At 61.4% G+C, this 14879-nt stretch carries 17 protein-coding genes and 1 riboswitch; of the genes, 8 read left to right on the top strand and 9 right to left on the bottom strand.

Features of this window, described 5'->3' with window-relative positions; genetic code table 11:
• Window positions 1–20: 20 nt before the first annotated feature.
• Window positions 21–308, top strand: coding sequence for a DUF4242 domain-containing protein (locus tag FHT93_RS05695; protein WP_018115774.1), 288 nt, complete (start codon window positions 21–23; stop codon window positions 306–308).
• 364 nt (window positions 309–672) lie between these two features.
• Window positions 673–734: riboswitch (Fluoride riboswitch) on the top strand.
• Window positions 735–811: 77 nt separating this feature from the next.
• Complete coding sequence (gene crcB / locus FHT93_RS05690; protein ID WP_183846583.1) at window positions 812–1243, top strand: fluoride efflux transporter CrcB; 432 nt, start codon at window positions 812–814, stop codon at window positions 1241–1243.
• A gap of 31 nt (window positions 1244–1274) precedes the next feature.
• On the opposite strand, the gene FHT93_RS05685 is transcribed toward crcB, so the two are convergent.
• On the bottom strand, window positions 1275–2357 hold the full coding sequence (locus FHT93_RS05685) for a MerR family transcriptional regulator (RefSeq protein WP_183846581.1): 1083 nt from the start codon (window positions 2355–2357) through the stop codon (window positions 1275–1277).
• A 262-nt stretch (window positions 2358–2619) separates the two neighbouring features.
• Here FHT93_RS05685 and FHT93_RS05680 point away from each other — a divergent pair, with 262 nt between their 5' ends.
• Window positions 2620–3045: a GNAT family N-acetyltransferase gene (locus FHT93_RS05680; protein ID WP_246781553.1), complete on the top strand. Its 426-nt coding sequence runs from the start codon at window positions 2620–2622 to the stop codon at window positions 3043–3045.
• A gap of 181 nt (window positions 3046–3226) precedes the next feature.
• Here FHT93_RS05680 and FHT93_RS05675 read toward each other — a convergent pair whose 3' ends face one another.
• The gene (locus FHT93_RS05675; protein WP_183846577.1) at window positions 3227–3946 is read right to left on the bottom strand and encodes a hypothetical protein; all 720 of its coding nucleotides are present in this window, start codon (window positions 3944–3946) and stop codon (window positions 3227–3229) included.
• A gap of 264 nt (window positions 3947–4210) precedes the next feature.
• Here FHT93_RS05675 and FHT93_RS05670 point away from each other — a divergent pair, with 264 nt between their 5' ends.
• Window positions 4211–4969, top strand: a complete 759-nt coding sequence (locus tag FHT93_RS05670; protein ID WP_112972574.1) for an SDR family oxidoreductase — start codon at window positions 4211–4213, stop codon at window positions 4967–4969.
• A 140-nt stretch (window positions 4970–5109) separates the two neighbouring features.
• Complete coding sequence (locus tag FHT93_RS05665; protein ID WP_183846575.1) at window positions 5110–5436, top strand: hypothetical protein; 327 nt, start codon at window positions 5110–5112, stop codon at window positions 5434–5436.
• A gap of 37 nt (window positions 5437–5473) precedes the next feature.
• Here the strand turns inward: FHT93_RS05665 and FHT93_RS05660 are convergent, their stop codons facing one another.
• Window positions 5474–6112: a glutathione binding-like protein gene (locus FHT93_RS05660; RefSeq protein ID WP_183846573.1), complete on the bottom strand. Its 639-nt coding sequence runs from the start codon at window positions 6110–6112 to the stop codon at window positions 5474–5476.
• A gap of 209 nt (window positions 6113–6321) precedes the next feature.
• On the bottom strand, window positions 6322–7566 hold the full coding sequence (locus tag FHT93_RS05655; RefSeq protein WP_183846571.1) for an MFS transporter: 1245 nt from the start codon (window positions 7564–7566) through the stop codon (window positions 6322–6324).
• A gap of 69 nt (window positions 7567–7635) precedes the next feature.
• Between FHT93_RS05655 and FHT93_RS05650 the strand changes: the two genes are divergently transcribed.
• Window positions 7636–8049 carry a helix-turn-helix domain-containing protein gene (locus FHT93_RS05650; RefSeq protein WP_113115937.1) on the top strand — a complete coding sequence of 138 codons (414 nt, stop codon included), beginning with the start codon at window positions 7636–7638 and terminating at the stop codon, window positions 8047–8049.
• A gap of 166 nt (window positions 8050–8215) precedes the next feature.
• Window positions 8216–9589: a TIGR02594 family protein gene (locus tag FHT93_RS05645; RefSeq protein ID WP_112972572.1), complete on the top strand. Its 1374-nt coding sequence runs from the start codon at window positions 8216–8218 to the stop codon at window positions 9587–9589.
• Window positions 9590–9650: 61 nt separating this feature from the next.
• On the opposite strand, the gene FHT93_RS05640 is transcribed toward FHT93_RS05645, so the two are convergent.
• Both FHT93_RS05640 and FHT93_RS05635 read right to left on the bottom strand, forming a co-directional pair.
• On the bottom strand, window positions 9651–9983 hold the full coding sequence (locus FHT93_RS05640; protein WP_183846570.1) for an HNH endonuclease: 333 nt from the start codon (window positions 9981–9983) through the stop codon (window positions 9651–9653).
• 106 nt (window positions 9984–10089) lie between these two features.
• Window positions 10090–11082 (bottom strand): ornithine cyclodeaminase family protein, encoded by a 993-nt coding sequence (locus FHT93_RS05635; protein WP_183846568.1) that lies wholly within the window; start codon window positions 11080–11082, stop codon window positions 10090–10092.
• Window positions 11083–11218: 136 nt separating this feature from the next.
• On the opposite strand from FHT93_RS05635, the gene FHT93_RS05630 reads away from it, so the two are divergent.
• Window positions 11219–11680 carry an Lrp/AsnC ligand binding domain-containing protein gene (locus tag FHT93_RS05630; RefSeq protein ID WP_112972569.1) on the top strand — a complete coding sequence of 154 codons (462 nt, stop codon included), beginning with the start codon at window positions 11219–11221 and terminating at the stop codon, window positions 11678–11680.
• A 144-nt stretch (window positions 11681–11824) separates the two neighbouring features.
• Here the strand turns inward: FHT93_RS05630 and FHT93_RS05625 are convergent, their stop codons facing one another.
• From FHT93_RS05625 to FHT93_RS05615, 3 genes are read right to left on the bottom strand one after another with little or no spacing between them, the layout of a single operon-like run.
• A complete protein-coding gene (locus FHT93_RS05625; protein WP_183846566.1) occupies window positions 11825–13030 on the bottom strand; it encodes a glycoside hydrolase family 172 protein in 1206 nt (401 codons plus the stop codon).
• Window positions 13031–13048: 18 nt separating this feature from the next.
• Window positions 13049–13897: a carbohydrate ABC transporter permease gene (locus FHT93_RS05620; RefSeq protein WP_183846564.1), complete on the bottom strand. Its 849-nt coding sequence runs from the start codon at window positions 13895–13897 to the stop codon at window positions 13049–13051.
• Entirely contained in the window at window positions 13890–14858 is a 969-nt protein-coding gene (locus FHT93_RS05615; protein ID WP_246781552.1) for a sugar ABC transporter permease, read from the bottom strand. The genes FHT93_RS05620 and FHT93_RS05615 overlap by 8 nt, the downstream gene beginning before the upstream one ends.
• Window positions 14859–14879: the final 21 nt, after the last annotated feature.

Genomic DNA, 14879 nt, shown 5'->3' with positions numbered 1-14879 from the left:
GATGCGAACAGGAGGTCGCCATGCCCAGATATCTTATCGAACGCAATATTCCCGGCGCAAGCAAGCTCACCTCGGAAGACCTGTGCAACATTTCCGCCAAGTCGAACCAGGTCGTCGAGGGCCTCGACCGGCCCTATACCTGGATCACCAGCTATGTCGCCGGCGACAAGATCTACTGCGTGCATGAGGCCGATAGCGCTGAAACCGTCTACCGCCACGCCCGCGAAGGCGGCTTCCCGGCCGATCTCGTGAGCGAGATCGCCTCGGAGTTCGGTCCCCAGACGGCCCGGCAGACCATGCGCGCATGAGTTACCCCGCCGGCTGCAACGCGAGGGGCGGCGGCCGGCGCTTACCTCGTTCCCTCCTCGGGCAAGACCGGGGAGGGAATGGGGGGATGAAAGTGCAACAGAAGGAGCTGCATTCGACACCGCCACCCTGTTTCCTCGTGCTGGCACGAGAGATCTCAAAGCGACCAGCCTGCCCAAGTCCTTGGCCAGGAAAGATTTTTTTCCACTCCCATGGTAGATGAGTCTCTCGCCGCGCTGGTGCGCCGCTGCCCGATCTCTTTGACAGCCCTCGTGCCCGCATGAGGAAACAGGAATGGGGAGGGTTCGAGCCTGCACTGTCACGCAGTCCACCCCTTGCCACTTCATGGCAGCTCGCGTTATAGATCGCACCGATGGGGATGGAGTGCCCCCGAAACCGCCCACAAGGCTGATGACTCCTACCGTGTTTAACCGCGGTGGGAATCTGTCCGGAGCCCGCCGCAAGGCGGGTTTTTTATTGCCCGCCCTGATATTTTGGAGCGAGCATGTCCTTCTATACCTGCCTTATCGTCATGGCCGGCGGTGCCCTCGGCACCTTTGCGCGTTACGCCGTATCCGTCCTCGCCATGCCCGTCAGCCGCGATCTGCCCTGGGGCACCGTTATCATCAATGTCACGGGCTCGCTGATCATCGGCCTGTTCAGCACGCTGACGCTCGCCAATGGCCGTTTTCCGGTCTCCGACAATATGCGCCTCTTCGTGATGATCGGCCTCTGCGGCGGCTACACCACCTTCTCCTCCTTCAGCCTGCAGACGCTCGACCTGCTGCGCTCGGGCGCCACGGTGCGGGCCTGCATCAATGTCGCGGCCTCCGTCGTGCTCTGCATCGGGGCGGTGGCGGTCGGACATCTGATCGCCACGCGGATCAATGGCGGGGCGGCTCAAGTGGCGCAGGCGGCGATCGAGGAGCAGGCTTGAGGCGGGGCAGGGACGTCTGCCCCGTGACTGATCACAGCGAGGGGCGAATGAAGATGCCTCCGAATCTTCCGTCTGCCGCCAGCGCGAAACTCCATTCGAGATGGCCGTTGTCGAAGGCTACGTCGTAGACATCCCAGCCTTCCGCGGTCACGCCCTTGAAGGATATGTCCCTGAGCGGCCCCATGCGATCGAGATCGGCCTTGATCATGGCAGCTTGTTCGCGTGCGAGGGCGGCGAGCGGCGGGCTCATCCGCTCATAGTCGGGTTCGCCGCGCTGGTGCTGTTCGATGACCTGTTCCAGCAGGGCCTTGCTGTTTTCCACCGGCTGCTTGTCGCGGATGCGCGTGGCAATCGCCTCTTCCAGATCGGTCGCGGCGCGTTCGTCGATGCGGGATGCTGCCTGTTCATAGCCGTGCTGGTGCAGCACGAGGCCGGTGACAGCGCCGCTTTCGTTGCGGGTAAAGGTGATCTGTGCCTGAACCGCCTTGTAGAAGAAGCGGTCGGCATCCTCGGCGAAGATTTCTAGCTCCGGCTGACCGGTCAAGCGCGTGAAGAGCCGCCCGTCGCGCAGGCTTACCACATAGGCCGACGTATCCAGATGATAGTGTCCGGCATAATCGGCATAGAGCGCAGGGTCGATCTTCTGTTCGGTGCGCGGTCGCGCCTGCTCATAACGACGCCAGGCTATGGCATCGGCTGACGTATCGGTCATGTTCGTGTCCTTTGCGAGCTTCAGCAGTTCATCGATCGAGAGAATGTCGCCTGCAGTCATCTTCGCCCGCAGCGCGTCTGTCATGGCGAGGCTGTGCTGCGTGCGGGTCAGCTGCTCCTGCAGGGCGTGGTTCTGCATGGCGAGCATGCGGTCGAGATCGGTCGCGTGGCCGGCGAGCAGCCGGGCGATGTCCTGCAGGCTGAGCCCCAGCCGCTTCAGCGCCAGGATCTCGGTGAGCCGTGCAATTTCCCTTGTGCCATAAAGCCGCCAGTTCTTTCCCGTGCGCGGCGGCCGGATGAGCCCGGTTTCTTCATAGAGCCTGAGCGCGCGCACCGTGATGCCGATCCGCTCGGCGCATTGAGCCGCCGTCAGCCAGCTCTCTTCCCGTCCCTTGGCGTCCATCAGGCCTCCCGCGATCTGTCGGAACCGTTTCTAAGCTATGACGCTGGGTCCGGCTCAAGAGGTTTTTTGCGGGTTTTTCCGGTTTCGGCTCGATACCGGGCAAGGCTCAGGTGGTCGTGACGAGAAAATATCGGTTCATGGTCTCTGCCCGATGTTGGCCAGAGGCGTCTATTGCAGGACAGGGTGGGATCAGTACGCTACGGCAAATCCACGCGTAGATGACGGTTGCGATCAAAATGACTGAGGCAAGCAGGCGATGAAAATGCAGTTGCTGCAGGTGCAGGACAGAAACCAGTGGCAGGCATATCACGCGATCAGACGTCACGTTCTCTTCGAACTGCGTGGCCAGGCTGGCTATGATGAGGATCATCCGGACGAGCATCGGGAGAATCATCTTCCGCTGCTGTTCATCTACGACGATGTCCCGGTTGGCACCGTCCGGCTGGATATCGGGCTCGTGCGTGCCGACCCTGCAACCGTGCGCCTCGTCGCAATCATTCCGCAATATCAGCGGCAGGGAATTGGCAGAGCCATGATGGAGGCTCTTGAACGGCTCGCCGCCGACAGAGGCATCACGCAGCTGGAAGTTCACGCCGCACCGGATGCGGTGGCCTTCTACGAAAAGCTTGGTTGGCTGCTCGTCGATGCGGACAGGGCCGTTCCGCTCCTTGCAAAGCAGATTTCCTGAAGCGGCATCTGCGCCGGAGCCGATCTTTGCAAAGCTAGTCGAAGGAGATTCGTGGCGCTCTGGCGCACGTCGGCGCGGCGACGGGGAATTGCGAGGGGAAAGAAATTATCCTGCCCGTGGGAAAACCCATGACAGGTGCAATCGATCCGCCGGGTATGCCGCCCGGCGGATCGAGCGGCCGTTAATTCCCTGCCGAGGTCGGGGCGGAGTCGGACAGGGATTCACGGATCTGGTCAATCTTGCCGTCGGCATCACCGACGCCGAGAATGGCCTTGGCCTCGGCGAGGACTGCCGGGCTCACTTCGCCATGACGCGTGGCGGAAGCGAGCGCATCCTCCAAGGCGTCATCGCCGAGGACGGGATCGTCGACCGAGGGTTCAATGCCGTTGTCGAGTTCGAACTGGGCATAGGCAACCGCGTAGGCAGCAATCGCGGTCATCTTCGGATCGGACGTGTGCAGATAGGCCTTGTAGCTGCGGTTGAGGGAGTTGAGGCCCTTGAGCTCGGAGGCCAGGTTCTTGTGCTTGATCTCGGCAGGCTCGTTTTTCGCTGCCAGCGATTTTGTCTTCGCTTCGCCGGATTTGCCCCTGGCTTCGTTTTCGGATCTCGAATTGTCGTGCGATGAGTTGCCCGTCTTCGAATTGCCCGTCTTCGAATTGCCGGACTGGTGGCCGCGGTTCTCGTGGCTGCCGCTTTGTCCGCCGCCATTGCCGCCACTATTGCTGCTGCCGTTACCGCCACCGTTGCCGCCGCCATTACCTCCACCATTGCCGCCGCCATTGCCGCCACCGTTTCCACCGCCCTTTGCCATGGCGGCAATATCGGTGCCGGTGATCGTCAGCGGACTGGAAGCCATGGCAATCGAAAGTGCGGCTATGGACGCAAGAGTTGCGATACGCATCCGGGTCTCCCTCGCAGGATAATTCATCGAAAATCGTGAGATAGCCGACTCTGGAAAGCGGCCATCAGGATGAGAACGATGTTAGGCGCGAAACGCGGAGCGTGCATCGGACCGAGGTCTGTCATTCGTCGGACCATAGTCCTAGAGAGCGGGAGATGGTTAACGGGTTCCTCGTCGGGTGGCGGGTCGCCGATCCGGAATCGGGTGGCTGCCGCTTCTCATATTTCCTACGCCTCCGTTGCCATGAAAACAGGAGGCTCGGATATGGAACTCGAAGACAAGGTCATCATCATTTCAGGTGCAAGCAGCGGCATCGGGGCCGCCGCCGCCCGGCTGTTTGCGGCGAAGGGCGCACAGCTCGTGCTCGGTGCGCGGCGGGCGCAGACCCTCTCGGAGCTCGTTTCCGAGATCATCGAAATGGGCGGCATGGCAACGTCTCTGGCCGGTGATGTGCGTGATGAAGCCTATGCGCAGGCGCTCGTCGACCGGGCGCTCGATGCCTATGGCCGGCTCGACGGCGCCTTCAACAATGCCGGCATCGTCGGCGAGATGGGGGCGTTTTCGGAGATGAGCGCTGCCAACTGGGAGGCGGTGATGTCCACCAACCTGACGAGCGCCTTCTTCGCGCTGAAGGCGCAGCTGCCTGTGATGAAGGCACAGCGCAGCGGCTCGATCGTCTTCACCTCGTCCTTTGTCGGATACAGCAATGGCGGCCTGCCCGGCATGGGCGCTTACGCAGCCTCCAAGGCGGGCCTGATCGGTCTCGTGCAATCGGTTGCCGCCGATTACGCGGCCGACGGAATCAGGATCAACAGCCTGCTTCCCGGCGGAACGATCACGCCGGCAGGTGGAGAGAACAACCCCGAATTCCTCGATTATATCTCGGGCCTGCATCCGATGAAGCGGATGGCCGCAGCGAAGGAGATCGCGCAGGCAGCGCTCTTCCTGCTGTCGGACCAGTCGAGCTTCATGACCGGCAGCCCGATGATCGTCGATGGCGGCATGTCCGTCCGGCTGCTCTAGCCGCACTGGTCTCGGGCGGTGGGCGCGCCGCCCGAGGCGGGAAAGTTCGCGGCCATTCCAGAAGGTCGCCAGCGCTTCACGCCGCGCTCGATTCCTGACATATTTGCCGCGGGACAGCCAACCGGTGTGGATATTGCCTCATGAATTCGCAGACACGTGAAAAAAGCATATTGCGTGCGCCTACCGGGTCGGTCACGGGGCTCTGCTCCGCATCCGCCACCATGTTTGCGGTCGGAATGGCCTTTCTGGGTTACTGGGGTGTCTATGAACAGGGGAGCTGGCGTGCCGTCGATTATCTCGTGCTGATCGTCGCCGTCCTCGGATTTGCCGCACTTGGTTGCGTGCCCTGGATCGTGACCACGCCTGTGGCGGAGGACGAGCCAGACAAGGTCGCCGTCGCCAGGCGCGCGATGGTACTGGGGACGGGGTTGCTCTGGACCGCCGTCTGCATTGCCGTATTTACCTGAGCTGCCTTGCCAATCTTCGCATGATGCAACTGAAATTCTACTTCCAGAGGGATATTCCTTCCTGCGATATGGCTCGCTGTACTGCCGCGCGGCCCTCCAGGCGGCGAGCATGGGAGGTCCAGGCAGGGTAGGCATTCTGCATATCTATGGCCATGCGATTTCCCCATCTGAAGAATACGAGCAGATAGGGATCAACAATCGAGTAATGCTCTCCGACTGCCCAAACCCGGTCCTTCAATCTGGTTTCTACAAGTGCAAAAGCGGAGGTTAAATGCTCTTTTCCCTTGTCTACCAGGGGCGGGTGCATCGATTCATCCGGTAAGAAAAAGTCGGCACGCCAGATCATGCGGACGGCGACGGCGTGAACCGCGCTCGACAGCCAGTTAAACCATTCGACGGAACGGACGATGTCGATCGGATCCGTTCCCAGGAGCCCGGAATCGGGATTTTCCAGACCGAGGTGCAACAGGATTGCCGGCGCTTCCGTGAGGATGAAATTCTCGGCAGCAAGAACAGGGATTCGCCCTTTCGGGTTCAATCGACGGAATTCCTCAGTCTTGGTTTCTGGATGGCCTGGAGACATTAACGCCAGCGAATAGGGCTTCCCTATTTCCTCCAACAGGATGTGAGGCGCAAAAGCACAGGAGCCGGGCGCCGCATGAAGTGTGTAGTGCATCAATTCCTCCGAAGGCTGTATCGCGCTTCAATGCGTCCTTGTCGTCAGCGTCATATGGTTGCACCTGCAAGAGGTTTTTGGAAGGGTTGGACCTCTCGGACTTCATGACAGACAGCTCGACAATCGTCGATGGCGGCATGTCGGTGCGGCTGCTTTGGTAATGGCAACCCGGACGGTGCGGCGCTCCGCCCGAGACAGGTCGGCAATTGTCATGCTCTGGCCGATCTCCGCTCAAAGGCGCCAGCGAAGATGACCGCCATGGCGCCAATCATCAGCCCGCCGGCGAGCAGGAAGGTCAGCTGCATGCCGGCCGAAATCGCTGCCGGTGCCGCATGAATGAAATCCCCGGTGCCGGTGCCATAGGCAAAGACCGCGCCCATGAGGGATGCGCCCGCCATCAGGCCGATATTGCGTGACAGTCCGAGCAGGCCGGAGGCCATGCCGCGCCGCTCCTTCGGCACATCGGCAAGGGCGGCGGTATTGTTGGCGGCCTGAAAAAGCTGGTAGCCGGGCGTCAGCACGATGATGGCGGCAATATAGCCCGCGACATCCAGGATCTGCGGGAGGATCGCCAAGAGGAAGGCGCCGGCGGCGAGCAGCGCAAGGCCGCTCGAAAGCACGGCGCGCGCGCCCCAGGCATCGACAAGCCGGCCGGAGGGAACACCACTGACGATGGAAATGACGGGGCCGACGGACATGACGAGGCCGACCGAAGCTGCCTTCAGACCGAGTGCCAGACCGAGATAGAAGGGGCCGACGACCAGCGTCGCCATCATCACGGCCGCCACCACGATGTTGACGATGAGATTGGGGAGGAGGCGCTTTTCCATCACGGCAAACATATTCGCCGGGCGTGCCTTGCCCCTGGCCCTGTCAGTCGGCAGCGCCGCGATCGCCAGGATCAGCGCGAGTGCCGCCAGCGGAACCTGGACCCAGAAGATGCCGCGCCAGCCGGCAAGGGGAATCAGCGCGCCGCCGAGCGAAGGACCGAGCGCCGTGCCAAGGGCGGAAACGGTGCCGAGCAGGCCCATGGCGCGACCAATGCGCGCCTCGCTTGCCGTCTCGCGCATCAGCGCCATCGAGATCGTCATCAGGAAGGCCGCACCGACGCCTTGAACCGCGCGGGCCGCCATCAGCAGCGGCAGATCGGGTGCCATTGCCGAAAGCAGCGAAGCCACGGCAAAGAGGGTAAGGCCCGCAAGCTGCATGCGCTTCAGCCCATAGAGATCGCCGAGCCGACCGGCGACGACGACCGAAATCGTCAAGGCTGCGAGATAGCTGACGACGACGCCCTGCACCTCCGCAAAGGGTGCCGAAAAGGCCTTTGCCAGATCGGGCAGGGCGATGTTGGCGATGCTGGTGCCGAGCGAGGCGAGCAGCATCGAAAGCGAGAGGGCCAGTGTGGCGCCGCGTCTTTCCCTTCGCTCCGATCCATTCATTTCCGCCTGTTCCATATCGATGTCCTCTTGCTTGAAATGTCGTTCAGGAGCAGGCTACGAATTCAAGCCGACTTGAGGTCAAGCATGAAATTTCTGGATATCGGAGAAGTCTCAGCGCGCAGCGGAATCAAGCCTTCGGCGCTGCGCTACTACGAGGAGGTCGGGCTCATCACCTCGGTCTTCCGCCATGGGCTGCGCCGCCAGTTCGCGCCCGATGTGCTGTTGCAGCTGAAGCTGATCGCCATGGGCAAGACGGCCGGTTTCTCGCTGGACGAAATATCCGGCATGTTCGGCAGGACCGGCGCGCCGGACCTGCCGCGCGCCGCGCTGCACCAGAAGGCCGACGAGATCGATCGCCAGATCCGGGAGCTGACCGCGCTCAGCGACACGCTGCGCCACGTCGCCGAATGCTCCGCGCCCTCCCATATGGAATGCCCGACTTTCCGGCGGCTGGTCGAGGTGGCGGGCAAGCGCGCCCGGAAGGGCAAGGGCAGGTAGTGCTGGCGTATCCTGTCCTGTTGCGCCAGTATAGTTCCAAGATTTCGTTCAGGTTCTGGCGAAGAAGTGAAAAGATATTCTGCAATATATATTGCACCATATAAGTGTATCTGGTAATTCTATTTGGCTTCAGCCAGTTTTTCAAAATCGTTTTGGGGGAATCGACATGCACAAGGTCATCGATAGCCCATGGGAATTGGGCCAATACGCCAACGAACTGAAAGCCGAAGGCGTCGAAACCATTATTCGCTACTATAACCATACCAATTCGAACAAGCTGCCGCAGAAGCGGATCGAAAAGGCCGAATACGACAACATTCTCGATGCGGGCCTGTCCCTGGCCATCGTCTTTCAGCAGCGCGGCGGTGCGGGCGGCAATATTGGTGACCTCGATGCCGAGTCCGGTGCGAGGGACGCAGCCCGTGCCCTCGATCTTGCCGAGAGCTACGGGCAGCCGAGGAATTCGGCGATCTATTTCTCGGTCGATCACGATTATTACAAGGCGCCGGATCTGGCCTCGATCAGGGCCTATTTCCAGGCTGTGTCGCAGGCGCTGCTCGGCCGTCATCGTGTCGGGGTCTATGGTTCGGGTGCAGTCGGTGCCGCGGTTCGCCAGGCGGGCTTTGCGGACTTCGTCTGGCTGGCCGCGGCAACCGGCTGGTCGGGCACAAAGGACATGCTGAAGACCGACCAATGGGCGCTCTACCAGGTGCATCCGCCGCTGGCCTACAAGGGGGTCGGTTACGACGGCAATATCGTCGGCGGTAAATGGAAGGATTTCGGCCAGTTCCGTGCCAGCGCGGTTTCCGAGGCCCCGATGCTCGGCGCTTCGCCGCTGCTTGCGGCTGCGGTCGAGATACATTCCGAGCTGGCGGAAGTCAGCGCCACCGGCGGGCTCAACCTGCGTCGCGGGCCGGGCGAGAGTTTCGCAGTCGAAAAGGTGCTTGCGCTCGGCACACCGCTGACCATCCTGGAGCGCAACGGCGACTGGGCCAAGGTCGATCTGAACGGCGACGGCGCTGCCGACGGCTACACGCACGCAACCTTCCTCAAGGTGCTGTCGGGCGGGTTCCCGCTTGCATCCACGGTTGGTGCCACGCCCTACGATAAAGCCAGGGAAGAACTGGCAGAGGGTGTCGCCGAGGTTCCCGGCAGCGGCAACAACCCGCGCATCGTCATGTATCACAAGACCACCAATCACTGGTCCGGAACCGACGACAGCGTCGCCTGGTGTTCCTCCTTCGTGAACTACTGCGTCGAACAGGCCGGCATGATCGGCACCGACCGGCAGGATGCGAGAAGCTGGAAGGACTGGGGAGAGGATGCGAGCGACAATCCCAGGGAAGGCGACATCGCCGTCTTTGCCCGCGGTCCGGCAGGCGGAACGAACGGCCATGTGGGGTTCTTCGTCGAGGACCTCGGAGCAAAGCTGAAGATCCTCGGCGGCAATCAGGGGAACAGGGTCTGCTACCAGAACTATCCCAAGAACGGCGATCTCGGCAGCGAGCACTACAAGCTGCTCGGCATCCGCCGGGGCTAGGGATAAACGGGAGAGACGAGATGCCGGCACGGCGATGAAAGCGCGCGGAGCAACCGCCGCCTTACTCCCGTCGCCGGTTGCTCCGCCGTGTGCCGTCGTAAAAGCCCGGCGGCTTGTTCTTCACCCAGGCGACGAAGGTCTGGATGGCGGGATGGGCAAGCAGGGCCTCGACGGTTGCATAGGAATGTTCCAGTTCCGCTTCGGAAAACTGTGCGTGGATCTGGCGATGGCAGATGCGGTGCAGGACCTGCGTCTGCCGTCCGCCGCGGCTCTTGGGCACGAGATGGTGTTCGTCGCGCTGCTCAGCCGGAACGACCCGGCCGCAGAGCGGGCAGATATCCGGCGCTGGCGCCTCATACCAGGAGGTGACGTCTTGGTTTCTCTTTCGCGGCATGCGGCAAGATTAGCGGCAAGCCGGACCGGCGGGCAACTGCGCATTGGCTCCTGATGGTTCAGGCTGCCCACCACCGTCCTATGGATCAAATCACAGTCCAGGCCACCTAGAGAGAAATAGCTTGGCCCATACCCAGCCGCTTGGCCTCGCGGTAAGCGAGGTCGGCCGCCACCATATCTTCCATGGCGACGCCCATGGCTTTGTAGATTGTGATCTGCTGATCTGACGTCCGACCTGGTCGCTGTTTCAGCAACATCGCACCAAGATCGGTGCCTGTCTCGGGATCAATATTTGCAAGTTCGCAGCAGCCCACCGGTGTCGGAGCGAACGAATCTCGCGTCTCAACAAAGAGAGTGCCGCGCGCCATCAAATCGATCGGAAGTTCGCCGCCGGGCGGCGCGACGCCAACCGAGGACACGTGCGTTCCCGGTTGAACCCATTCTGCGGATATTGCGGGGACATAGGAGTGCGTCGCCAGGCACACGACATCTGAAGAGCGTATCGCGGCCTCAAGGTCCTCGACGGCAGTGATGCCCGAATGACGTGACGCCAGCGCCTGCGCATCAGCAAAATCTTTGGAGAACACCCGAATTTCCTGGAAATCGCGAACGAGCGGCAACAGGTGAAGGTGCTGGTTGGCTTGAACGCCCGCGCCCACGACGGTCGCGACCCTGGCATTGCGCCTGGCGAGCTCTCGCACCGAAAGGACGGCCGAGCCAGACGTGCGTACGGCCGTGATGTAGGTGCCGTCCATAATGCAAACAGGCATTCCTGTTTCCGGGTCGAAGAGATGTATCGTTGCGAGGTGACTGGGGATGCCCTTGGCGATATTGCCTTCGAACACGTTGACCAGTTTTACGGTCAAATACATTCCCTCCATCCAGGCCGGCATCGCCAACGAATAGCCTGCATTCGGAATATCGAGTTGTGGCCGCGCTGGATTGACGACACGACCATCGGAGAGCGCTTTGAACCCGTCGGCTAGCGCGTCGAGCAGTTTGCGCAGGTCGATGCATGTTTTGACCTCCGCTTCGCTCAGGGAGAGAATCTTGATCTCACCTTTTGTGTGAGTGCTTAAGGCAGGTTGGGCTCTGTGCATGGTGTTGCTTGCCTTCGATTGGTTGGCTTGAGTTACTTTCCAACCGTATTGCGGCAAACGGCGCGACGAAATATAATGATTTCGACCTATCTGCGTGATTATCTCGTATTTTAATCCAGAAAAGTGAGAATCATAAATGAGCGACTTGGACCGTGTCGATCGCATGCTGCTCGGGCTGTTGCAAGAAGATGGCCGCCGGACTGTTCTTGACCTCGCCGAGCGCGTTGGATTATCACCCACCGGCGCATCGCAGCGCATCAAGCGGCTTTTCAGTGAGGGCTTCATCCGCGCGGTGCGGGCTGTGCTCGAGCCTTCAAAGATCGGACGCGGTACGCTCGTTTTTATCCAGGTAAGGCTCGACCACACCGCGCCGCACGTCTTCGACCGGTTTGCAGAAGCTGTTGCGAAGGCGCCCGAAATCATCGAATGTCATATGGTGATCGGTGGTTTCGACTACCTGGTCAAAGCACGAATAGCTGACATGGCGACGTTTCAGGAATTCCTGCAGCGGGTCATTCTGCCGCTTCCCGGCGTCAGGGAAACGCACAGTTACGCATCCATCGGTGATGTGAAGCCTGACGCATTGTTACCGCTTTGACGCCTCCGATTTTCTGGACCGGTTGAGCCTGATGTCCCGCGCACGCTCTCCGAATCCTCGACGTTTCGAGAGGAACGAGGCGGCGCCCCGGTTTAGCCCCTCCCACTTGTGGGGAGGGGTTGGGGAGGGGTCTTTCTCCTCGCTCTACATGCCACCCTTCTTCGCTGCCGCTGCCGCCGCATTCCAGTTCTGGTAGGGCCGCCGAAACGTCGGGACGCGCTCTTCCATCGCCGGCAGCGGATCGAAAGGCTTGTGCGGTTCGGCCTGGTACCAGAAGGCGACGGAGGAGATGTCGTCGGAGCGCCGGTTGGCGTGGCCGTGTTCGATCGTCACGCGGATGCGCTTCTGGAAGATGGCGGGGTCTTCGAGGTGCCAGCGGTAGAGCGTCACCGGCTCGGTCCAGTTCGGGCCGCCGGCGGAGATGATGCCGTGATAGGGGCCGCTATAATCCTGTGTCGGGCACCAGGCGGTGTTGAAATAGTCTTCCGTGCCGGTGCCGTGCAGGGTCGGCGGCCAGGCGTCGTTGGCCCCTAGGCTGCTTTCACCGCGCGGCTCGATGAGGGCTGCTTTCGGGCCGATGCGCGGATCGGGCTTGCGCACGGTATCCGGCACGGAGAGGCCCGGCTCGCCGTCGATGAAGATCATGTCGTCGCCTTCGCCGTACCAGTCCCAGACGTCGGACCGGCGGCGCGAATAGACGGAAAAGAGCACGCCGACATAGTGGCCGTGGCCCTCGGCCTCCAGGATCGTATAGTTCTCCTTGCCGTCGGTCGTCTCGCCGCCGAACAGGAACTGTTCGTTGGTGAGGCCCACCTCGCTCTCGCCCTTTGGGCGGGCCTGTCGATACTGTGCGTGAAAGCGGCCGAGCCCGTCTTCCAGCCGGTCATGCAGCTCGAGATCGACATAGTAGTAGAAGAGCAGGTCGTGTTCGGCTTCATTGGTGATGGTGAAGCGCATGTGGCTGCCAAAGGGCATCGGGAAATAGCAGTTGAAAGCCTTGCCATCCTCGGGGCTCGCCTGCATCGGCAGGCTGGCATAATTGCCTGTCTGCGCGTGGCCCATGCCGAAGAAATCGCCGATCGGGGCTTCGATGCTCGGGCTGTCCTCGCCATCCCAGTAAGCGCGCAGCACGATCTTGCGCAGGAAGCTTTCGCTCTCGCAGGCGAGCGTCGCCCAGATGTGCGTGACGATGCCGGCGCCCGCATGTTCGGCGATGACGACGGTCTTGCCCGGCTCGATATGCAGCCGGTCGTCATTGCCGCCGGTGCGGTCGTAGCTGGAGAAGCGGCGCGTCTTCGCCTTTCTCAGTGTCGCAAGCCCGCGCAGCGGCGAAATGCCAGCCTGGGTCATTCAAATCTCCTCTCGATGTTATTTCAGTCCGCTGGTTTTCAGCGAATCCATGATCTGGCGCTGGAAGATGATGAAGAGCACGAGGGTCGGGATGGCGACGATCGTGGAGGCCGCCATCATGTAGTTCCACGAGGCGGAATACTGGCTCTTGAAGTTGGCGATGCCGACCTGGACCACCCAGAGGTCGGCCTTGTAGGCGACCGTCAGCGGCCAGAGGAAGGCGTTCCAGTTGGCCAGGAAAAACAGGATGGCGAGTGCGGCCATGATCGGCCGGCTGAGCGGCAGGATGATGCTCCAGTAGATGCGCCAGTAGCCGGCGCCGTCGACGATCGCCGCTTCCTCGATCTCGCGCGGCAGCGACAGGTAATATTGCCTGAGAAGGAAGATGCCGAAGGCATTGAAGATCGCTGGCACGATCAGCCCGGCATAGGTGTTGAGCATGCCCATGGCGCGCACGATCACGAAGAGCGGCACGATGATGACGGGCAGCGAGACGAGGAAGGTGGAAAAGATTGCGAGGAAGATCACCTCGCGGCCGGGAAAGCGCAGGCGCGCCAGCGCATAACCCGCCATCGTGTGGAAGAACAGCGCGATCACAGTGACGCTCGCCGACACGAAGAAGCTGTTGGCCATGTAGCGGATGAAGGGAACACCGGTCAGCACATATTTGAAATTGTCGAGGGTCGGATGTTCGGGGATCAGGTTGGCGGAGAAGGATTCGGCCGGTGTCTTGAAGGCGATCGACACCATCCACAGAAGCGGAAAGAGGATCATCAGCGCCAGGATCGCGGTCACGAGCATCCAGAGGACGCGCACGATCGTCACCTGCGAGTTGGAAGGATAGGATGAAGCGCGGGCCTCAGTCATAATTGAAGCGGCCTCCCTTGGTCATGACGAAGAAGATGGCGGTGACCAGCATCAGCACGACGACCAGCACCGAGGACATGGCGGCGGCGTAGCCGAAGGCGCCGAAGGAAAAGGCCTGCTGGTAGATGTAGACGATCAGCACCGAGGTGGAATTGGCGGGTCCCCCTTTGGTCATGACGTAGATGATGTCGAAGGCCTGGGCGCCGGCGACGGCCGCCACCATTGAGACCATCAGCACGAAGAAGCTCGTCGGTTTCAGGAGCGGCAGGGTGATGTGCCAGAAGCAGTGATAGGGGCTCGCGCCATCGATCCTGGCCGCTTCGTAATATTCCTTGGGGATATCCTGCAGCCCGCCCAAGAAGATCAGCATGTAGAAGCCCATCAGGAACCAGAGGCTGACGAAGACGACGGTGACGAGGGCAAATTGCGGATCGCCGAGGAAGGAAACGCCCGATATGCCGAGAAGCGGCGTCAGCTTGTTGATCACGCCGATCTTGTCGACCACCATAAACTGCCAGACGACGGCGACGACGACGAGGCTGACCATGTGCGGCGCGAAGAACATGGCCCGCATGACTGCGTTGAAACGGTTGGTCTTCTGCACGAGCAGGGCAAGGCCGAGGCCGCAGACATAGAGAAGCGGCACGAGCAGGACGGCATAGAGCGCGGTGACGCGGGCCGCCTGCCAGAAGAGCGGGTCCTTGCCCATGCGCAGGAAATTGGCAAAGCCGACGAAGCGATAGCCGCCGAAGCCGTTGACCTCGAAGAGTGCCAGCACCAACGAAAGCGCCATCGGCAGGCCGAGGAAGATCAGAAGGCCGATCGCATCCGGCAGCACGAAGAGATAGCCCGCGATCCATTCGCGATGTTTGGCCGACAGGCCCTTGCGGCGAAGGGGCGTGCCCGGATCGGACCGGCTCTGATCCGGCTTGTTCTGGTGTGGGCTCATACCCGTATCCATCTGCATCTCCCGAAAGACCGC

This window comes from Rhizobium sp. BK379 (genome assembly GCF_014193955.1).
In the GTDB taxonomy this organism is placed as follows: Bacteria; Pseudomonadota; Alphaproteobacteria; order Rhizobiales; family Rhizobiaceae; genus Rhizobium.
This window is presented reverse-complemented; position numbering and strand designations above follow the sequence as displayed.